16 protein-coding genes (1 of these 16 running past the window's edge) are annotated in these 19,032 nt (G+C 72.9%); 7 read left to right on the top strand and 9 right to left on the bottom strand.

Features of this window, described 5'->3' with window-relative positions:
- Window positions 1-4: 4 nt before the first annotated feature.
- Window positions 5-703 carry an SDR family NAD(P)-dependent oxidoreductase gene (locus tag Apa02nite_RS28570; protein ID WP_203827753.1) on the top strand — a complete coding sequence of 233 codons (699 nt, stop codon included), beginning with the start codon at window positions 5-7 and terminating at the stop codon, window positions 701-703.
- A gap of 4 nt (window positions 704-707) precedes the next feature.
- On the opposite strand, the gene Apa02nite_RS28565 is transcribed toward Apa02nite_RS28570, so the two are convergent.
- From Apa02nite_RS28565 to Apa02nite_RS28555, 3 genes are read right to left on the bottom strand one after another with little or no spacing between them, the layout of a single operon-like run.
- Window positions 708-1,904 (bottom strand): cysteine desulfurase-like protein, encoded by a 1,197-nt coding sequence (locus Apa02nite_RS28565; RefSeq protein WP_203827752.1) that lies wholly within the window; start codon window positions 1,902-1,904, stop codon window positions 708-710.
- Between the two features lie 33 nt (window positions 1,905-1,937).
- Entirely contained in the window at window positions 1,938-3,014 is a 1,077-nt protein-coding gene (locus Apa02nite_RS28560) for a polyprenyl synthetase family protein (protein WP_203827816.1), read from the bottom strand.
- Between the two features lie 32 nt (window positions 3,015-3,046).
- The gene (locus Apa02nite_RS28555) at window positions 3,047-4,666 is read right to left on the bottom strand and encodes an MFS transporter (protein WP_203827751.1); all 1,620 of its coding nucleotides are present in this window, start codon (window positions 4,664-4,666) and stop codon (window positions 3,047-3,049) included.
- A 59-nt stretch (window positions 4,667-4,725) separates the two neighbouring features.
- Between Apa02nite_RS28555 and Apa02nite_RS28550 the strand changes: the two genes are divergently transcribed.
- A complete protein-coding gene (locus Apa02nite_RS28550) occupies window positions 4,726-5,193 on the top strand; it encodes a MarR family winged helix-turn-helix transcriptional regulator (protein WP_239164633.1) in 468 nt (155 codons plus the stop codon).
- A gap of 29 nt (window positions 5,194-5,222) precedes the next feature.
- Here the strand turns inward: Apa02nite_RS28550 and Apa02nite_RS28545 are convergent, their stop codons facing one another.
- Window positions 5,223-7,526, bottom strand: coding sequence for a putative bifunctional diguanylate cyclase/phosphodiesterase (locus Apa02nite_RS28545; protein ID WP_203827750.1), 2,304 nt, complete (start codon window positions 7,524-7,526; stop codon window positions 5,223-5,225).
- A 113-nt stretch (window positions 7,527-7,639) separates the two neighbouring features.
- On the opposite strand from Apa02nite_RS28545, the gene Apa02nite_RS28540 reads away from it, so the two are divergent.
- The 3 genes from Apa02nite_RS28540 (at window position 7,640) to pepN (ending at window position 11,834) form a co-directional block, all read left to right on the top strand.
- Window positions 7,640-8,206, top strand: a complete 567-nt coding sequence (locus Apa02nite_RS28540) for a TetR/AcrR family transcriptional regulator (RefSeq protein WP_203827749.1) — start codon at window positions 7,640-7,642, stop codon at window positions 8,204-8,206.
- A 14-nt stretch (window positions 8,207-8,220) separates the two neighbouring features.
- Window positions 8,221-9,369, top strand: coding sequence for an SGNH/GDSL hydrolase family protein (locus tag Apa02nite_RS51995; protein ID WP_275412538.1), 1,149 nt, complete (start codon window positions 8,221-8,223; stop codon window positions 9,367-9,369).
- 65 nt (window positions 9,370-9,434) lie between these two features.
- Window positions 9,435-11,834 (top strand): aminopeptidase N, encoded by a 2,400-nt coding sequence (pepN, locus tag Apa02nite_RS28530; protein WP_203827748.1) that lies wholly within the window; start codon window positions 9,435-9,437, stop codon window positions 11,832-11,834.
- Window positions 11,835-11,946: 112 nt separating this feature from the next.
- Here the strand turns inward: pepN and Apa02nite_RS28525 are convergent, their stop codons facing one another.
- Complete coding sequence (locus tag Apa02nite_RS28525; RefSeq protein WP_203827747.1) at window positions 11,947-12,528, bottom strand: TetR/AcrR family transcriptional regulator; 582 nt, start codon at window positions 12,526-12,528, stop codon at window positions 11,947-11,949.
- A gap of 99 nt (window positions 12,529-12,627) precedes the next feature.
- Between Apa02nite_RS28525 and Apa02nite_RS28520 the strand changes: the two genes are divergently transcribed.
- Both Apa02nite_RS28520 and Apa02nite_RS28515 read left to right on the top strand, forming a co-directional pair.
- The gene (locus Apa02nite_RS28520) at window positions 12,628-13,176 is read left to right on the top strand and encodes a hypothetical protein (RefSeq protein WP_203827746.1); all 549 of its coding nucleotides are present in this window, start codon (window positions 12,628-12,630) and stop codon (window positions 13,174-13,176) included.
- A gap of 11 nt (window positions 13,177-13,187) precedes the next feature.
- On the top strand, window positions 13,188-14,597 hold the full coding sequence (locus tag Apa02nite_RS28515; RefSeq protein WP_307871989.1) for a dihydrolipoyl dehydrogenase family protein: 1,410 nt from the start codon (window positions 13,188-13,190) through the stop codon (window positions 14,595-14,597).
- Here the strand turns inward: Apa02nite_RS28515 and Apa02nite_RS28510 are convergent.
- The 4 genes in view from Apa02nite_RS28510 to Apa02nite_RS28495 are tightly spaced (each overlapping or abutting the next) and all read right to left on the bottom strand, a layout consistent with a single transcriptional unit that may run on beyond the window.
- Window positions 14,551-15,489: a GlcNAc-transferase family protein gene (locus tag Apa02nite_RS28510; protein ID WP_203827744.1), complete on the bottom strand. Its 939-nt coding sequence runs from the start codon at window positions 15,487-15,489 to the stop codon at window positions 14,551-14,553. The two genes, Apa02nite_RS28515 and Apa02nite_RS28510, sit on opposite strands and share 47 nt — an antisense overlap.
- The gene (locus Apa02nite_RS28505; RefSeq protein ID WP_203827743.1) at window positions 15,486-15,968 is read right to left on the bottom strand and encodes a type VII secretion system-associated protein; all 483 of its coding nucleotides are present in this window, start codon (window positions 15,966-15,968) and stop codon (window positions 15,486-15,488) included. Before Apa02nite_RS28505 ends, Apa02nite_RS28510 begins: the two co-directional genes overlap by 4 nt.
- Window positions 15,968-16,672, bottom strand: a complete 705-nt coding sequence (locus Apa02nite_RS28500; RefSeq protein WP_203827742.1) for a hypothetical protein — start codon at window positions 16,670-16,672, stop codon at window positions 15,968-15,970. Before Apa02nite_RS28500 ends, Apa02nite_RS28505 begins: the two co-directional genes overlap by 1 nt.
- Window positions 16,669-19,032, bottom strand: partial view of an actin cross-linking domain-containing toxin gene (locus Apa02nite_RS28495; protein WP_203827741.1) — the end only. 26,421 nt of this gene lie beyond the right edge of the window; the window shows 2,364 of its 28,785 coding nt (coding positions 26,422-28,785); its start codon lies beyond the right edge, outside the window; the stop codon is at window positions 16,669-16,671. The genes Apa02nite_RS28500 and Apa02nite_RS28495 overlap by 4 nt, the downstream gene beginning before the upstream one ends.

The raw sequence follows: 19,032 nt of genomic DNA, 5'->3' as shown, positions 1-19,032 counted from the left end.
ACCCATGACGATCACCTTTATCACCGGGGCCAACAAGGGCCTCGGCCGCGAAACCGCCCGCCGCCTGATCGAGCTCGGACACACCGTTGTGGTCGGGGCCCGGGACCCTCGGTTGGGCGCCGCGGCCGCCGAGGAGCTGGGCGCGCGGTTCGTCCCGATCGACGTCACCGACGACGCCTCGGTGGCGGCCGCGGTCGCCGACGTGGAGCGGCACGAGGGCGCGGTCGACGTACTGATCAACAACGCCGGGATCTCCGGGCCGTACGGCGATCCCGGCGCGCTGACCGCCGACGACTTCCGGGACGTGTTCGAGGTGAATCTGTTCGGCGTGGTGCGCGCCACCACGGCGTTCCTGCCACTGCTGCGCCGATCGGCGGACCCGGTGATCGTGAACGTCAGCAGCGGCATGGGTTCGCTGGCACACACCCACGACCCGGACCGGCCCGAGTCGGGGGTGGTGGCGCCCGCCTACACGTCGGCGAAGGCGGCGCTGACCATGCTGACCACCCAGTACGCCAAGGGCCTGCCCGGCATCCGGATCAACGCCGCCGACCCCGGCTACACGGCGACCGACCTGAACGGTTACAGCGGCCCGCAGACGGTCACCGAGGGCACCGACGCGATCGTCGCGCTGGCCACCGAGGGGCCGGGGCACGGCTCCGGCCGGTTCGTCGACCGGCACGGCGAGATCGCCTGGTCCTAGCGCCTCACCCCAGGAATTCGGCGAGACCGGTGAGGAACCTGTCGATCTCCTCGGGGGTGTTGTAGGGCGCCAGGCCGACGCGGAGGGCCGGCTCGGGCAGCTTGAGGGCGGTGAACGGCTCCAGCGCGTAGAACGAGCCGGCCGGTGCCAGCACGTCGCGGGTGGCCAGGTGGCGCTGGGCCTCACCGGCGTCCCGGCCGTCCAGGCTGATCAGGGTGGTCGGCGTGCGGTCGGCGGCGCGGGAGTGCACCGTGACCCGGTCACCGAGCGCGCGCAGGCCCGTTTCCAGCTGGGCGAGCAGGCTCAGCTCGTGCTCGTGCACCGCCTCGAACGACCGGGTCAGGCGGTCCCGGCGGTCGGTGCCGTCCCCGGGCGCGATCGCGGCGAGGAAGTCGACCGCCGCGGTCGCGCCGGCCAGCATCTCGTAGGGCAGGGTGCCGAACTCGAACCGCTCCGGGACCACGTTCGTCGACGGCAGCAGCTTGTCCGGCTCCAGACCCTCGAGCAGGGCCGGCGCGGCGGCGAGCACCCCGCAGTGCGGACCGAAGAATTTGTACGGCGAGCACACGAAGAAGTCCGCCCCCAGCGCCGGCACGTCCACGAGCTGGTGCGCGGCGTAGTGCACCCCGTCGACGTAGAGCAGCGCGCCGGCCGCGTGCGCCAGGTCAGCGATCTCCCGGACCGGCGGGATGGTGCCCAGCACGTTCGACGCGGCGGTGACCGCGACCAGCCGGGTCCGCGGCGACAGCACCCGCCGGTACGAGCCGAGGTCGAGTTCGGCGCCGTCGAGCTCGATCCAGTGCACGCTCACCCCGGCCCGCTCGGCCGCCTGCACCCACGGCCGGACGTTGCTGTCGTGCTCGAGCCGGCTGAGCACGATCTCGTCGCCGGCCTGCCAGGTCTTGGCCAGGTGCCGGGAGAAGTCGTAGGTGAGCTGGGTGGCGCTGCGCCCGTGCACGATGCCGGTCGCCGGCACGTTGAGCAGGTCGGCGTAGGCGGCGCGGAACTCGGCGACGGCCCGCTCGGCGTTGCGCTCGGAGACCGTGCTGGTCCCGCGGATCGAGAGCGGCTGCAACATGGTCGCGGCGATCGCCTCGGCGACCGGGCGCGGCGTCTGGGTGCCGCCGGGCCCGTCGAAGAACGCGATGCCGGAGTCGAGGGAGGGGAAGTGCGAGCGCAGAGCCGCTGAGTCGATGGCCATGAACGACAGTCTGCCCGTCGCTGCCCGTCGTACTCAAAAGGTCCGGTCGGTGGCGTTGCGGGCCAGCGAGGCGAGCACGGATCGGCTGCGCGGGTCGATGTCGATCGTGTGCAGGGCGGTCAGCGACTCGCGCAACCCGCTCGTGATCATCTCCTCGGTCGCGGCCAGGGCGCCGGTGGCCACGATGATCTCGCGGAGGCGGGCGACGCCGGCGGCGTCGAGGCCGGGGTCGCCGAAATGCGCGGCGAACACCTTTTTCTGTACGGGATCGGCATCGCGCAGGGCCAGTGCGACGAGCACCGTTCGCTTGCCCTCGCGCAGGTCGTCGCCGGCGGGTTTGCCGGTCAGCGCGGTGTCGCCGAAGACACCGAGAATGTCGTCGCGCAGCTGGAAGGCCTCACCGAGCGGCAGGCCGAACGCGGAGAGCCCGGCCAGCAGATCCGGGCCGGCACCGGCCAGCTCGGCGCCGAGAAGCAGGGGCTGCTCGACCGAGTACTTCGCGCTCTTGAACCGGATGACCCGGCGGGCGCGGTGCAGCGCGCCCGCCGGATCGCGGCCGTCGGCGGCCTGTTCGATCAGGTCGAGGTACTGCCCGCCCATGAGCTGGGTGCGCATCAGGTTGAAGGTGGTGCGTCCCCGGGCGAGCGCGTCCGCCGGCAGGCCGCTGCCGGTGTAGAGCTCGTCGCTCCACGCCAGGCACAGGTCACCGACGAGCACGGCGGCGGACAGGCCGAAGTGGTCGGCGTCGCCGGCCCACCGGTTGGCGCGGTGCAGCGTGGCGAATCGCCGGTGCACCGCCGGTGCCCCGCGCCGCATGTCGGAGGCGTCCATCACGTCGTCGTGGATCAGCGCCGCGGCCTGGAAGAACTCCAGCGCGGCGGCGGCCGCCACGACGGCCGGTTCGTCCGGCGCGCCGGCCGCCCGCCAGGCCCAGTAGCAGAGCGCCGCGCGCAGCCGCTTGCCGCCGCTGAGCAGGTCCGCCGCGTAACCGACCAGGGGAGCGCAGTCGTCACTGACCGCGGCCAGCGTGGCGGCCCGCGCGGACAGGAAGTGCTCGATCGCTTTGTGCACCCGGTCCTGGAGGTCGTCCACCGCCAGCGGCGAGGGCATCAGGCGTTTCGCGGAACCGTGCGGTGGCGAGATCATTCGTGCAGACCTTCCGGGACGGCGGCGGTGTCAGGCGTGTGGCGGGCGGCGCGGGTCAACCGGGCCGAGGCGAGCAGGCCGAGCAGCAGGAACCCGGCCGCCGTGAAGGCGGTGTACCGGGTGGCGGTCGACAACGCCTGCGCGGCGTCGCCGGCCAGCGCTGCGGTGCGCGGGTCGGCGGCGAGGCCGGGGATCGCGGCGCCGGCGCTGTCCTCGACGGCGGACACGACCGCCGAGCGCTGACTCTCGGCTACGCCGCGGCTGTCCAGGGCCGTGGTCAGCTGGCCGGCGGTGGTGCTGAACAGCACGGTGCCGAGCACCGCGATACCCAGCGCCGAACCGAGCTGGCGGGTGGTGCTCTGCGTGCCGGAGCCCTGGCCGCTCATCGCGACCGGCACGTCGGCCAGGACCACGCCGGTGATCTGCGCGGTGGCCAGGCCGACGCCGACGCCGTACACGAAGAGCATCGGCGTGATCTGCCACCACGCGGTGTCCGGTGCCGCGACGAGGCCGGTACCCACCACCCCGGCGATCTCCAGCACGATGCCGGCGCGTACCGCGAAGATCGGTCCGCGGGCGGCGGTGAGCGGCACGGCCAGGCCACTGGCGAGGAAGCTGCCGGCCGCCAGCGGCAGCAGGGCCAGCCCGGTCTCGAACGCGCTGTAGCCGTGGACGTTCTGCAGCCACAGCGGCAGGGCGAACAGCAGCCCGAACTCGCCGAGACTGACGACGCCGGCGACCAGGTTCCCGTTGCGGAACGAGGGGATCGCGAACAGCGACAGGTCCAGCAGGACCGGCCGGCCCGCCGCGTTGCGGCGCCGCTCGACGAGGATGAAGACGATCAGGCCGGCGGCGGCGAGGGCGAAACCGAAGGGTACGGGCGACAGCCGGGCGGTCCACGAGAGCCCGGCCACGTCCACCGGCCCGGTGCGCTCGAACCAGCCGTAGCTGCGACCCTGGATGAGGCCGAAGACGAGTCCGGCCATGGTGACCACCGAGAGCACCGCGCCGGCCCAGTCGTTGCCGTGCCCGGTGCGGGGTTCGCGGGATTCGGTCAGCAGCAGTCCCGCGCCGACCAGCAGCAGGGCGCCGAGCGGGACGTTGACGCCGAACGCCCACCGCCAGGACAGGTCGGTGGTGAGCCAGCCGCCGAGCAGGGGGCCGAGGGCCGCGGTCCCGCCGATGGTGGAGCCCCACACCGCGAAGGCTATCCCGCGCTCGCGCCCGGTGAAGGTGGCGTTGAGCAGGGAGAGCGAGGTGGGCAGGATCATCGCGCCGCCGATGCCCTGCACCAGCCGGCCGGTGATCAGCAGCGGTGGGGTGGGAGCCAGGGCGCATCCGATGCTGGCCAGTGCGAACACCGCGACGCCGGCCATGAACAGCCGCCGCCGTCCGACCTGGTCGGCGGTGCGCCCGGCGACCAGCAGCAGCGCCGCGAAGACCAGGGTGTACGACTCCTGGATCCACTGGGCGTCGCTGGAGGTGGCGCCGAGGTCGGTGATCACTGCGGGCACGGCGACGTTCACGATCGTCGCGTCCACGATGATCATCGCCACGCCGAGGCTGACCACGAGCAGGCTGAGCCAGCGCCGCCGAGAAGGTATCTCTGCTGTCATGAATCTTGTTATACAAGTAATTAGATTTTCTTGCTACCTGGTGGGCTTATGATCGTGGCGTGACCAGGCCACAGGAACGTCAGCACAGCGACATGGCGCTGGCCGTCCGGGAGCTTCTGCAGGCCAACGGCGACGCGACCCAGGGTCTGGCCCGCAAGCTCGGGGTGAACCTGACCGACGCCCATGCCCTGGATCACCTGCTCGGCAGCGCGGACGGGCTCGGCCCCACCGAGTTGGGGCAGCGCCTCAACATCCGGTCCGCGTCGGCCACCACGCTCGTCGACCGGCTCACCTCGACCGGGCACGCCCAGCGGGTCCCGCACCCCTCGGACCGCCGTCGCCAGACCGTGGTCGCCACCGAGAAGGCGTACCGGGAGGTGCTCGGCGCGCTGGGGCCCCTCTTCGACGGGGTCGAGCAGGCGGCGGCCCGGCTGACGCCGGAGCAGGCCGCCGCGACGGTGGGCTTCCTGCGCGAGGTGGCCGCCGTGCTGCGCGGTTATGCCGCCGAGCACCGCCGGCCCGAGTAGGCCCCTCCGGCACCCCGGGACGGGAGTCGTCAGGACGTGGCGACCGTCGTGTGGTCGTCGGTGTGCACGACCTCGCTCGCCTGCTGGCGCAGCCAGGTGGTGAGCTGCTCCGGGGCCTGTGGCCGGCTGACGTGATAACCCTGGGCGAGGTCGCAGTCCCACTGCCGGAGCCGGTCCAGCCCGGCCTCGCTCTCCACCCCCTCGGCGATCATGCGCATGCCGAGGTTGTGGGCCAGCTCGACGGTGCTCTTCACGATCGCCGCGCTGCGCGGGTCGGTGTCGCAGTACGTGACGAACGCCCGGTCCAGCTTGAGGTCGTCGACCGGGAGCGCCTGCAGGTAGGCCAGGCTGGAATAGCCGGTGCCGTAGTCGTCCACCGCCAGCCGGATGCCCATCCGGCGCAGCTCCGCGAGGATCTCGGTGGTCCGGGCCGCGTCCCGGATCAGGATCTCCTCGGTGACTTCCAGGTGCAGCGAGTGCGCGGGCACACCGTGGCGCAGCAGTGCGTCGGCGACGTACCCGGGCAGGTCGCAGTCCTGCAGGTTGGACGCGGACAGGTTGACCGCGACGGTGAGCGCCAGGCCGTCGTCGTTCCAGGCGCGGCACTGGGCGAGTGCCATCTCCAGGACCTGGGTGGTCAGCCGGCCCATCAGCCCGGCGTGCTCGGCCAGCGGCAGAAACCCGTCCGGGTAGACCAGCCCGCGACTGGGGTGGTTCCACCGCACCAGGGCTTCCACCCCGGCGACGACGCCCTCGGCGATCAGCATCTGCGGCTGGTAGTGCAGGGTCAGCTCGCCGCGGTCCAGGCCGGCCCGCAGCTCCTCCAGCGTGGTCAGCCGCTGCCGCCCGCTGTCGTCGTCGGGCCCGCCGGTGGCCAGCGCCACGCCGCTCTGGTGGTCCTTGGCCTGGTACATCGCGCTGTCGGCATGCCGCATCAGGGTGCTGGAGTCGACGCCGTGTGCCGGGCACGCGGCCACCCCGATGCTGGCGTCGACGTGCAGGCCGATCTGCCCCAGGTGGAACGGGCGCCGCAGCACGGTCAGGAAACCGGTCGTGATCTGCTGCGCCTGCTCCGCGTCGACGCCCGGCAGCAGCACGCCGAACTCGTCACCGCCGAGGCGGGCCAGCGTGCCGACCGAACCGACCGCCTCCGCCAGCCGCTCGGCGACCAGCTGCAACAAGCGGTCGCCGACGCGGTGACCGAAGCTGTCGTTGATGTCCTTGAACCGGTCCAGGTCGATGATCGCCACGGCCAGCGCCGGGGCGACCAGACCCGGATCCAGACTGCGGTCGACGGCCTCCAGGAAGCTGCGCCGGTTGGGCAACTCGGTCAGGTCGTCGGTGCGGGCCTGATGGCGGGCGTCCGCCAGGGCCTCGACCACCCGGACGGTCAGCAGCATCCGGACGATCGCGCCGGTGATCGCCAGCGCCGCCAGCAGGCCACTGACCTGGGGCAGCGCGCCGACGGAGCGCCAGTCGCCGAGCAACAGCAGCAGCGACGCGCAGGCCAGCACCGCCGGCAGCACCGCGCCGACCACGGCGCTGGCCGGCCGCCGTTCGGTGGCCGGTTGGGGTCGCTGCCAGGCGGCCACCACGATGACCGCCAGCGCGACCGACCAGAGCAGGTCGGCCCAGCCACCGGGCAGGGACAGCCCCACCGCGGTCTGGAACGCGTGGATCCCGTTGGCCGCCGAGTTGATCCCCATGCCGGTCAGCAGCAGCATCCAGACCCGCTCGGTACGCCAGCCGCTGAGCGCCCACGCGCCGAGCAACAGCCCGGCCAGCACGATGTCGGCGACCGGGAAGGCCACGCTGATCACGGCGGACCAGCGTGATCCGGTGCTGCCGGCGAAACCGGTCAAGAAGATCACCGACGCGAACGCCGCCGCACACGCCGTGGCGATCAGGCCGTCCAGCCAGGCTGCCGCACTGAGCCGGCGCTGCCGGACCCACAGCAGGCGCAGCACCGCGGCCAGCGCGAACGGGTAGTACGCCAGCCACAACGCGTCGGCCGGTGACGGGAACGGCGGGTGGTCCATCCGGCTGAAGAGGGCCACCCAGTACACCGTGCCGGCCGCGTACGCGAACAGTCCGGTGCTCATCAGCAGCCAGGCCCCGCGGTCCTCGCGGATCAGTGCGGCCCGCGCCGCCACCAACGCCGCGGCCAGCAGATACACCCCGTCCTGCAGGCCGCCGTCGAGGATCGGGTGCCGGTCGGCCCAGGCCTGGGTGACCGCGAACGACATCACGACCTGTGCGGCGAGCAGCAGCACGCCCAGGCCGAATCCCGCGCGCAGCCAGGTGCTGCCTCTCGTCAGGGTCGCCCGCACCATTGCTATATCAGATCATGTCCGCCTCCCCGGGTACCTGACGAACGGGTCTACCGCCCCGCTTCCTAATGGCCTTAGGATAATGTATAACTGGTATAGGAATACGGAGGTGGGGCGTGGCGCGAGCGGGGATCACCGCGGACCGGCTGGTCGAGGCGGCGGCGGAGCTGGCCGACACGGCCGGTTTTGATCAGGTCAGCCTGTCGGCGCTGGCGCGGCACTTCGGTGTGGCGGTGCCGAGCCTGTACGCACACGTCAAGAGCTCGCACGATCTCAAGACCCGGATCGCGCTGCTGGCGCTGGCCGAGCTCGCCGACCGGGGGATGGCCGCGCTCGCCGGCCGCTCCGGCCGGGACGCCCTGGCCGCGCTCGGCGGCGTCTACCGCGACTACGCCCGTGCCCACCCCGGCCGGTATGCCGCGGCCCGGCTGCCGCTCGACCCGCAGACCGCCGCGGCCAGCGCCGGCCCGCGGCACAGCGAGATGCTCCGCGCCGTCCTGCGCGGTTATCAGGTGCCCGCCGCCGAGCAGAACCACGCGGTGCGGTTCCTCGGCGCCACCTTCCACGGGTACGTGAGCCTCGAGCTGGCCGGCGGCTTCGACCACAGCTCACCCGATTCGCAACAGTCCTGGTCACGGGCTGTGGACGCGCTCGATGTCGCGTTGCGCCACTGGCCGTCCTGAGAAAGGTTCCCTTCGTGCACCCCAGTGAGATCACCCCCGAAATGCTCCGCGGCGCCGTCGAGATCGAGCGGACCGCGCGCGGCCTGCGGCCGCATCGATTGCCGGCCGCGGCCCGCGCACAGACTCCCGATCCGCAGTTGGCCATGGTCGAGGCACAACCCTCCGGGGTACGACTGGTCTGCCGCACCGCCGCCACCACGATCGAGCTGGACGCCGTGCCCACCCGCTTCGGGTACCGGGGCGTCCCGGCCCGCCCGGACGGTGTCTACGACCTCGTCGTCGACGGCCGGCCCACCGCGCAGGGCAGCATCCCGGGCGGCATCCGGCACACCGTCGACATGGCCACCGGCGCCACCGAGACCACCGACAGCGGACCGGGAACGATCACGTTCACCGACCTGCCGGGCGGGGTGAAGGACGTCGAGATCTGGCTCCCGCACACCGAGACGACCGAGCTGGTCGCGCTGCGGGCCGACGCCCCGATCGAGCCGGCGACCCCGGTGACCCGGCCGGTCTGGCTGCACCACGGCAGCTCGATCAGTCAGGGGTCGAACGCGACGAGCCCGCTCGGGATCTGGCCGGTGGTGGCCGCCCGGGAGAGCGACCTGGAGCTGGTGAACCTGGGCTTCGGTGGCGGTGCGCTGCTGGATCCGTTCACGGCGCGGACCATGCGTGACATCCCGGCCGACCTGATCAGCGTGAAGATCGGGATCAATCTGGTGAACGCGGATCTGATGCGGGTGCGGGCGTTCGTGCCGGCCGTGCACGGCTTCCTGGACACGATCCGGGAGGGGCATCCGGAGGTGCCGCTGGTGGTGGTGTCGCCGATCTTCTGCCCGATCCACGAGGCGACGCCGGGACCGGGGGCGTTCGACGTGGAGGCGTTGAAGGAGGGCAAGGTGCGGTTCCGGGCCACGGGGGATCCGGCCGAGGTCGCTGCCGGGAAGCTGACCCTCACGGTGATCCGCGCGCATCTGGCCCGGATCGTGGCGGAGCGAGCGGTGTCCGACCCGCACCTGCATTACGTGGACGGGTTGGAGCTGTACGGCGAGGCGGATCACGCGGAGCTGCCACTGCCGGACGCGCTGCACCCGGACACGGCCGCGCATCGGCGGATGGGGGAACGCTTCGCCAAGCTGACCCTGGACCGGCTGCGACGCTGATCGTCGTACCTGAAAGGGGTGAACCGGGACCACCAGCGGCCCGCCGCCGGCCATAGGGTGGCGGGATGTCGCTGACCCTGGATGAGGCACGCCGCCGGGCCGCCCTGCTCGCCGATGTCTCCTACGACCTGGCGCTCGACATCACGGCGACGGACACCTTCCGCAGCCGGGTCACCGTGCGGTTCGACACACGGGGCGGCGACACCTTCCTCGAGCTGCACCAGGCCGAGCAGTTGCAGGTCACGATCGACGGCGATGTCGTCACGACCGGGTACGACGGCAGGCGCATCCCGCTCGCCGGTCTCGCCCCCGGCAAGCACGAGGTGGTCGTCGACGCCCGGCTGCGGTACGTCGCCGACGGTGAAGGCCTGCACGCCTTCACCGACCCGGTCGACGGCGAACGGTATGTCGGCGCCTACCTCGGCCTGGATGCCACCCAGCGGCTGTTCGCCTGCTTCGACCAGCTGGACCTCAAGAGCCCGATCACCCTGACCGTCACCGCTGACCCGGCGTGGACCGTTCTCACGAACGCGCTGCCGATCACGGGCACCGCGTTCGCCGCTACCCCGCCGATCCCGTGCGACCAGCTGGTGGTGGCGGCCGGGCCGTACCACTCGGTGCGCTGGCAGCACCGCGGCCTGCCGATGGGCTGGCATTGCCGTCGCTCGCTCGCCGCCGACCTGGACCGGGACGCCGCCGAGCTACGCCGGGTCACCGAACTCTGCTTTGACCACTACGCGGAGATCTTCACCGAGCCGTACGCGTTCGACTCCTACGACCAGGTGTTCGTGCCGGAGCTGAACTGGGGCGCGATGGAGAACCCGGGCTGTGTGACGTTCAACGAGTCGATGCTGCCTCGAGGGCGGGCCACCGACGACGACCGCCGGCGCCGGGCCATGGTGATCGCGCACGAGATGTCGCACATGTGGTTCGCCAATCTGGTCTCCCCCGTCTGGTGGGAGGACGCCTGGCTCAACGAGTCTTTTGCGGACTACATGGGCTTCCAGGTCGCCGAGACCGCGGCCGGTTTCCCCGGCACCCGGGTGTCGTTCGAGGCGGCCCACAAACCCGGCGCCTACCGGGCCGACCGGCGGCGCTCGACACACCCGGTCGCCCCGGCCGCCGAGGACGTCCCGGATGTGGCCACCGGCCGGACCGTCTTCGACGAGATCTCGTACGGCAAGGGCAACGCGGTGATCCGGCAGTTGGTGACCTGGCTGGGGGAGAACGACTTCCTCGCCGGCGTGAACGCGCACCTCACCCGGCACCGTTTCGCCAACGCCACCCTCGACGACCTGCTGTCCGCGCTCGACGCCGCCTCGCCGCGCGACGTGCACGCCTGGGCCGCGGTGTGGCTGCGGACGGCGGGTCACGACACGATCCGGGTCACCCGCGGCGACGACGGCGTGCCGGTGCTGACCCGTGACGGCGTCCGGCCGCACCGGTTCACCGTCACCGCGTACACCCCGGAGTTGGCGCCGGTCGGCTCGCGTCTGATCGATCTCGAGGCGGAGCCGGTGACGTTGCCGGACTGGGCCGGGCTGGTGGTGGTGCCGAACTCGCACGGCGAGACCTTCGCCCGGATCGAGCTCGACGAGCTCTCGTCCGATGTGGTGGCGAACGGGCTGGCCGATCTGGCTGACCCGCTTGTCCGAGCGGTGTTGTGGGCCACCGTGCCGATCGAGAGGCTGCTGCCCGGGCAGTTGCCTCGCGAGTCATCACCCACGCTGGTGACCGCGGCCCTCAACCGAGCCCTCGACGAACTGGTACGCCGTAGGTCGGTGCCCGGCGCGCTCGAGATGATCGCCGCGGCCTGCGTACCCTCCGGCGAGCCCGACCGGCAGCTCGCCCTGGCCGCCGGGCTGGCCCGGACCACCACCGACATCGCGCTGCTGCGGCGCTGGCTGGACGTTGACGCCACCGATCTCGGTGTGCCGCTGCTACCGGATCTGCGCTGGGCGGTCGTGCACCGGCTGGCCGAACTGGGCGGCATCGACGCGCCGGGGATCGAAGCCGAGCGGCGGCGCGACGGCACCGCCACGGGTGCACTCGGCGCTCTCACCGCGCTGGCCGCCCGGCCCAGCGCCGTGGCCAAGGCACAGGCCTGGGCCGCGATGACCGGGGACGCCGGCATTTCCGTGCGCCGGTTCGGGGCGCTCGCGGCCGGGCTCTGGTCGCCGTCGCAGCGGGAGCTGGTGGCGCCCTACCTCCCGGCCTACCTCGAGGTTTCCCCGGGTCTGGCTCGGCGTGGCTCGGCGTTCGCCACCGCGGTCGGGCGGGCGTTCCCGGCTCTGCCGCTGACCGCGGCGGAACTGGACCTGGTCCGGGAGGCGTCGACCGGAGACGTCCCTACGGTGCTCCGGCGCCGCTGGATGGACGAGCTCGACGACCGTGACGGCGGGGCCGCTCACTCACTGAGTGACCAGGACCAGCCAGGAGGGCACGGTACGGCAGGGAAGGTCTGACGCTCGCGAGGGGCTGATGGCGCCGGGAGCGGGCGGCGCGCTGCGTTCCAGGCTGGGATTGGTGTCGCGGATGTGCCCGGACCGCCGGTGGCGGTGACCGGCCCGCGGTTTCTCAGGTGGGCTGGGTGGTCGGGTGGGTCTGGAGCAGGCTCTCGACGGCTTGCAGGAACGTTTCGCTGACCGGGGCCGGGTCGGAGAGGCAGCCGGACACCATGGCGCCGTCGCGGAGCAGGACGAAGTGGCGGGCGGTGGGGGTGGCGCCGGACATCAGCGTGGTGATGGTGTCCAGGAACCACTGGCGGTGGTCGGTCACGGCCTGGTGGACCGGGTTGGCCGGGTCGGAATACTCGGCGACCGCGTTGAGGAAGGCGCAGCCGCGGAAGCCGGGGGACCGGATGTACTGGGCGATGCCGCCGGCGATCGCTCGCAGGATCTCGACCGGCGGCTGCCCGCTCGCCACGGCGGCCTCGACGGCGGCGCGCTCGATCTCGTGTGAGGCGTGCAGATACGCCAGGACCAGGTCTTCCTTGCCGGGGTAGTGCCGGTAGAACGTGGCCCGGGTGACCTGGGCCTCCGCGATGATGCGGTCGACGCCGACGGAGTGGATGCCCTCGGCGTAGAAGATGCGGCTGGCCGTGCCGAGCAGGCGGTCGCGGGCCTCGGAGGGCCGGGTCTCGGCGTCGCTGCGCTTCATGCGGCCATGGTAGCGGATAGAACGTTCGGTCTTGACAAGCGGCGAGCGGACCCGCATTGTTTGCGGAGACAGAACGTTCGTTCTACCAAGGGAAGTCGCATGACCACCACCGCCAAGCCGCACGTGAGCACCGCTCCCGACGCCCTGCGCCGGCTGTATTTCGTCCGGTTCGGGTTCGCGATCGTCTGGGCCCTCGTGATGTTCACGACCGCCACCCACCTCGGGCCGCTCGCGGTCGTGCTGCTGGTGATCTACCCGCTGTTCGACGTGGCGGCCGCGGTCGTCGACGCCCGGTCGTCGCGGAGCGCCGGGTCGCCGGTGCTGCTCTACGTGAACATCGCGGTCAGCGCGCTCACCGCGGTCGGGGTGGCCGTCGCGACGTCGTCCGGGATCCCGGCGGTGCTGCGGGTGTGGGGCGCCTGGGCGATCGTGGCCGGTCTGGTGCAGCTGCTGGTCGGGGTGCGCCGGCGGGGCATGGGCGGTCAGTGGCCGATGATCCTCAGCGGTGGCATCTCGGTGCTGGCCGGCAGTTCGTTCGTCACCGCGGCCGGTGCGGCCGACCCGGCCCTGACCAACATCGCCGGCTACGCCATCCCCGGCGGCGTCTTCTTCCTCATCTCGGCCCTGCGCCTGCGCCGGACCGTCTGACAATGAACCCCATGTCGTACGACGTGATCGTCATCGGAGCGGGACCGGTCGGGGAGAACGTCGCCGACCGGGTGGTGCGGGGCGGGCTGACCGCCGCGATCGTCGAGCGGGAGCTGGTCGGCGGGGAGTGCTCGTACTGGGCGTGCATGCCGACCAAGGCGCTGTTGCGCAGCGCGGCCGCGCTCCGGGCCGTACGAAATCTTCCTGGAGCGAGTCAGGCGGTGACCGGCGACCTCGACCCGGCAGCGGTGTTGCGCCGCCGGGACGACTTCGCCTCGCACTGGAAGGACGACGGGCAGACCGCGTGGCTGGCCTCGGCCGGGATCACGCTGCACCGCGGCCACGGGCGGATCACCGCCGACCGGGTCGTCGAGGTGACCGGCGCCGACGGGACGGTGACCACGCTGACCGCGCGGCACGCCGTGGTCGTCGCGACCGGGACCGCGGCGCTGCTGCCGGACCTGCCCGGGCTGCGCGAGGCGGCACCGTGGACCAGCCGGGAGGCGGCGGCCGCCGCGACGGTGCCGGCCCGGCTGGCGATCATCGGCGGGGGTGTGGTGGCCGGTGAGATGGCGACCGCGTTCAGCGGGCTCGGCAGCGCGGTCACCGTGCTGGCCCGCGACGGGATCCTGCCCGCCGCCGAGCCGTTCGCCGGGGAGCGGGTGACCGCGGCGCTGCGCGAGGCCGGAGTGACGGTGCGGCTCGGCGCGGAGGTCACCGCCGTGCAGCGGGACGGCGGGGCGGTGCGGCTCACGCTGACCGACGGCGAGATGGTCGAGGCCGACGAGGTGCTGGTCGCGATCGGGCGGGTGCCGAACACCGCCGAGCTGGGCCTGGAGACGATCGGGCGTACGCCGGGGGACTGGCTCGAGGTGGACGAGACGCTGCGGGTCCGTGGCGTCGACTGGCTCTACGCAGCCGGTGACGTGAACCGGCGGGTGCTGCTGACGCATCAGGGCAAGTACCAGGCTCGGGCGGTCGGTGACGTGATCGTGGCGCGGGCCGGTGGCGCGGAGGTCGAGGACGGGCCGTGGGGCAAGCACGCGGCCACCGCCGACGAGCGGGCGGTGCCGCAGGTGGTCTTCACCGAGCCGGAGGTCGCCTCGGTGGGTCTGACCGCGGCGGCCGCGCAACGCGCCGGGCTGACGGTACGCGTGGTGGACTACGACCTCGGTGCGGTCGCCGGCGCCAAGCTGCACGCGGACGGCTATCGGGGCCACGCGCGGATGGTCGTCGACGAGCAGCGCAAGGTGATCGTCGGGGTCACGTTCGTCGGCCCGGACGTCGCCGAGCTGCTGCACGCCGCGACGATCGCGATCGTGGGCGAGGTGCCGATCGACCGGCTGTGGCACGCGGTGCCGGCGTATCCGACCGTCAGTGAGGTGTGGTTGCGGCTGCTGGAGGCGTACGGTCGCCCGTGACCGTGGCGGGTCGTGTCCACTTGCGGGCGACGAAGTCGACGCCGGCGTACTCCTGGTAGGCGGCGAGCGTGCGGTGCCGGCCCATCGCCAGGTGGCCGACCTCCGGGAAGTACAGCTTGGTGAGGACCCGGCGGTGGCTGGCCCGGTCGAGTTCGTACCAGCTCGCGTCGGTGCCGTCGGCGGCGTGGTCGTCCCAGTGCCGCGGACTGTCCTGGCGGAGGTAGTAGTGCCAGGCCAGCACCTCGGCCGGGTGGAACAGGTCGTACCCGGCGGTGTAGGCGCGCGCGGCCAGCAGGATCTCCTCGCCCTGGAAGTAGATGGCCGGGTCGTAGAGGACCTCGCGGGCGAACGAGCCGGGCGCGAACAGGAAGCAGGCGCCCAGGAACCGGGCCGGCACCGTACCGTCCTGGTTCTCCCAGTCCTCGATGGTGCGCTGCCCCATGATCGGCAGGCCGGCGTCGGACCACCCCTCGATGACCAGTTCGGCCGGCACGTCGCCGGGCGGCTGGTCGCCGGTCGGGTCGTAGGTGGGCGGATAACACGTGATCAGCGGCTTGGCGGCGCCGGTGCGGGCGGCCAGCTCGATCAGCCGGGAGTCCCAGCCGGCCGCGAACCGGGTGTGGCTGTCGACCTGGAAGAACCAGTCCTCGCCGGCGTACTCGGCCATGATCTGGGCGCGGGCCCAGCAGGCGCCGCGGCTGTCCCGGGCATCCCGGTCGATCAGCTGCACACGCGGGTCGGCGGCGATCGCCGACACGTCCTCGTCGCCGTGGTGCTGCCAGCACACCACGACCCGGATCTCGTCCGGCCGGTCCGCCTTGGCCAGGCAGTCCTGCACGGTCGGGACCAGCTGCGGGTCACGGTAGGCGGCCACCGACACGAAGATGGTCATGAGACGGTACGAATGAAGTCGCCGGCCAGCCGCACCCACGCCGGCCCGCCCGGGTTGACCAGCACGTCGGCGTCGTCGGGCAGTGCCGCCAGCAGGTCAGCGAGGGTCACCTCGCGCCACTGCGGCGCGAACAGCTGCCGCCGGTGCGCCGGGCTGGACGCGATCAGCACGCACAGCCGGTCGTCGGGGGAGTGGGCGAGCAGCGGCCGGCCGTCGCCGTTGAACGCCATCTCGACCAGGCTGCCGCCGAGCATGGTGAGCACCTGGTCGAGTTCGGCGTCACCGTGCATGGCCAGCCGGATCACCGCGTCGAGCGGGTCGACCGGCGAGTTCTCGAACCGCGGCCGGTAGTCCGGGTTGGGGCGGAACGGGCCGAGCGCGCCGTCCGGGCCCTCGGCCCACTCGCCGAGCACCGCCTCCGCGGGCGGCGTGTCGTCGTCGTCCGTGGCGTCGGACCATTCCGGGTCGATCAGCAGCATCAGGCGCTCCCGGCCGGTGACAGCGCGCCCGACTGGAACAGCGCGGCGAGCGCGCGGTGCTCGCCGACCGGGTCGACGGCCGGTGGCGCGGCGGCCGCGCGGATGGCGGCGAGCAGGTCCGGCTCCGGGGCCAGGCCGTGCTCGCGCAGGTAGTAGGTGACCATGTCGGGCCAGATCCACCGCCCATCGGTACGCAGGTCGAGCGGGACGACCGCGCCGCGTTCCGGGTCGACGACGTCGGTGCCGCGGTCGGTGGTGCCGAGCACGGCGGCGCCCGCGGTCAGGTAGGCGAGCACGTGGTCACGGCCGGGGCCGTCGAGTCGTTCGTGGTCCGGGGCGAAACCGCCGTCGGCGTCGAAAACCTGGGCCAGGCGCAGCGGCGGGGCGTCGGCGGCGGTCCAGAGCAGCGCGGACGAGCGGCGGGCTGCCCGGACGTACGGTGAAAGGTCGTCGCCGGGCGTGTAGCAGTGTGCCGGGAACGCGGGGGGTTTTCCGGTGGTGGCCAGCACGTAGACGCGGGTCGGTCCGTCGAGCTGCCAGGAGCGCCAGAGTGCGATCGCGCCCGGGAGCGCGGCGACGGCGGTGACCGCGGCCCGGTCCGCGTCGTCGAGCACCGACGAACGGCCGACCAGGTCGAGGACCGGTGCGCCGGGTGCGCCGAACGCGGGGGCGCCCGGTGGGGACGGGGCGAACACGTAGGTCATGGGCTGTCCTCCTGGGGGTCACCGATCAGCTGGGCCAGCGCACGCCGCGCGGCGGCCGGGTCGACCGGCGGGTGGTGATAGTCGCGGGCTCGCAGGTCGGCGAGCAGTCGTTCGTCCGGGCTCAGAGCGTAGGTGCGCAGGTAGTAGGCGGCCGCGTCGGTCCAGATCCACCGGCCGTCGGTGCGGTAGGTCAGCGGGACCACGGGGCCGGCTTCCGTGTCGTAGACGTCGAGCTCTTCGGTGCCGGTGGTGAGCACGGGGGTGCCGGCGTCGAGGTAGGCGAGCGCGCGGGACATCTCGTCACCGGCGGAGAGGAGCGGGTGGTCGGGGGTGAACTGACCGCCGCCGGTCGTGTCCCACGAGTCGAAGACCCGGGCGAGGTGGGGCGGTGCGGGTGTGGCTGCCGGGCCGGGGAGTTGCGGGGTGCCGTTCGCGGTGTAGGTGCCGGGGCCGGTACGCACGACCGTGCCGTCCGGGGTCGCCCAGCGGTCGGTTTCCGGCGATTCCGGCATTTCTGGAATCTCCGGCGTGCTGGCAGGCGCGACCGCCTCAAGCGGCGGGATGGGAGGCGTGATCGGCTCAGGCGCCGGGGTTTCTGGTTCCTCCGGCACCGGCGCCAGGGAATTCGGCACGAACGTCCGGGCTCCCGGCACGAAGGGCGGCGCGAGCGGCGGCGTCGCCGACGGCACCGGCGGCTCGGCCCGGGGCAGGACCACCGGCACGTCCGGTGGCAGGACCACGGGCAGGACCACGGGCAGGACCACCGGCACGTCCGGCGGCAGGACCACGGGCAGGACCACCGGTGCGTCCGGCGGCGGGATTGGCGGGGCGGCCGGGGGCAGTGGCGCGGGTTGTGGGGTGTGGACCGCGGCCAGCTCGCGGTCGTGGGTGGCGCGCGCGTCCCACCACGCCGTCTCGGCGGTGGTGATCGCGGTGTCGGCCTCGGCGAGCGCGACCGGGTCCGGCGCAGGCTGGGCGGCCAGCCCGGCCCGCCGCCGGATCGCGGCGGTCCAGGCGGTGCCCTGCTCGGCGACGGCGATCGCGGCCTCCCGCAGCGCCGGCGGCAGCGCCTCCCCGGTCCGGGCCAGGGCGGACGCGTCGTCCATCCGCACCGACACCGCGTCGTCCACGGTCAGCTCGATCCCGGCCTGGTGCCGGGGCTGCCCGCCACTGGTGGAGTGCGAGCGCGCGATGAACCGGAACGCGACCCCATATGACAGCCCGCGGGTGACCGGGTCGTCGGTGTCCTGGTCCTCGACCGGCAGGTCCGCCACCGGGTCACCGTCGTCGCGGCGGGTCGCCACGCCCTTGCGCATCCGGTCCGGTGTGGTCGCGTAGAGCGGCTGTTCCAGGTGGTTGCGGTCGTTCACCGCGCCGAACGGGTGCCGCGCCTGCAGGTCGTCCGGGCCGACCGCCTTCGCGCCGTGCGGGTGGTTCACGCCGCCGGCGATGATCGGCATCTGGGTGCGGATGCCGAACCGGTGGCCGGCGGTGCGCTCGACCGTGTCGCTGCGCAGCGTCCCGGCCGAGCCCTCGAGGTCGATGTCGGCGTCCGCGCCGGCGAACCGGGGCCCGGACAACAACCGCGCGTCGAGGATCAGGTCGCGGCCCAGCGCCGCCGGCAGCGGCAGCAGGAACCGGCCGTCCGACATGATCGCCAGGCCGGCCTTGACCGTCGAGGTGGTGATGCCGTTGCGGATCGCGGTCCGGACGTTCTCGTCGATCGCCGCACCGGACGCGACGAGCGCCTGCTCGGCGGCCCGGTGCAGGACGGTCAGGTCGGCGAAGACGTGCTCGACCGCGAACCGGCCCGGCTCGGGCAGCGTGTCGTGTCCGGCCGCGTCGCGCCACCGTTGCCGGCTGTCGTCGCCGAGCCGGTTCGGTCGCACCCGGCGGACCCGGTGGGCCACGCCCAGCGGCCCGGCCGGCCGGCTGGCGCCGGGGTGCTGGTGCACGTCGACGACCCGGGTGTCGCTGACCGCGACGCCGTCGGCGGGCAGGCCGGCGCCGGTCACGGTCAGGTCGACCCGCAGGCTGCCACGGTAGGTGGCGATCGGCCCGGACACGCTCAGCGACTGCTTCTGATCACGGGTGATCGACGCGGTGGACTTGGTGTTCTTGGTACCGAGCGCGGCGGACGCCTGGACGCCACCACCGCCGGCCATCGTGCCCGGCCCGGTGCCGGTGGTCTGGGTCAGCTCGGCACCGGTCGGCTGGTGGGTGCCGGCGCCCTGGCCCACCACGGTCAGTGCCACCGAGGCGAGGGTGCGGCCCCGGGAGTTGGTGGTCGCCAGCGTCGAGGTGGCCCGGTCGGTGACCGACAGCTCGTCGACGTGCTCGATGCGGTCGAAAGTGGGCTC

Source organism: Actinoplanes palleronii (assembly GCF_016862315.1).
Taxonomy (GTDB): Bacteria; Actinomycetota; Actinomycetes; order Mycobacteriales; family Micromonosporaceae; genus Actinoplanes; species Actinoplanes palleronii.
Note: the sequence above shows the minus strand (reverse complement) of the source record. Positions and strands in the feature narration are given on the sequence as shown.

What these genes read in the sequence shown, in the direction of transcription:
- Apa02nite_RS28570 (WP_203827753.1), top strand. Translation starts at nt 5, where the DNA reads ATGACGATCACCTTTATCACCGGGGCCAACAAGGGCCTCGGCCGCGAA.
- Apa02nite_RS28565 (WP_203827752.1), bottom strand. Translation starts at nt 1,904, where the DNA reads ATGGCCATCGACTCAGCGGCTCTGCGCTCGCACTTCCCCTCCCTCGAC.
- Apa02nite_RS28560 (WP_203827816.1), bottom strand. Translation starts at nt 3,014, where the DNA reads ATGCCCTCGCCGCTGGCGGTGGACGACCTCCAGGACCGGGTGCACAAA.
- Apa02nite_RS28555 (WP_203827751.1), bottom strand. Translation starts at nt 4,666, where the DNA reads ATGACAGCAGAGATACCTTCTCGGCGGCGCTGGCTCAGCCTGCTCGTG.
- Apa02nite_RS28545 (WP_203827750.1), bottom strand. Translation starts at nt 7,526, where the DNA reads ATGGTGCGGGCGACCCTGACGAGAGGCAGCACCTGGCTGCGCGCGGGA.
- pepN (WP_203827748.1), top strand. Translation starts at nt 9,435, where the DNA reads ATGTCGCTGACCCTGGATGAGGCACGCCGCCGGGCCGCCCTGCTCGCC.
- Apa02nite_RS28525 (WP_203827747.1), bottom strand. Translation starts at nt 12,528, where the DNA reads ATGAAGCGCAGCGACGCCGAGACCCGGCCCTCCGAGGCCCGCGACCGC.
- Apa02nite_RS28520 (WP_203827746.1), top strand. Translation starts at nt 12,628, where the DNA reads ATGACCACCACCGCCAAGCCGCACGTGAGCACCGCTCCCGACGCCCTG.
- Apa02nite_RS28515 (WP_307871989.1), top strand. Translation starts at nt 13,188, where the DNA reads ATGTCGTACGACGTGATCGTCATCGGAGCGGGACCGGTCGGGGAGAAC.
- Apa02nite_RS28510 (WP_203827744.1), bottom strand. Translation starts at nt 15,489, where the DNA reads ATGACCATCTTCGTGTCGGTGGCCGCCTACCGTGACCCGCAGCTGGTC.
- Apa02nite_RS28505 (WP_203827743.1), bottom strand. Translation starts at nt 15,968, where the DNA reads ATGCTGCTGATCGACCCGGAATGGTCCGACGCCACGGACGACGACGAC.
- Apa02nite_RS28500 (WP_203827742.1), bottom strand. Translation starts at nt 16,672, where the DNA reads ATGACCTACGTGTTCGCCCCGTCCCCACCGGGCGCCCCCGCGTTCGGC.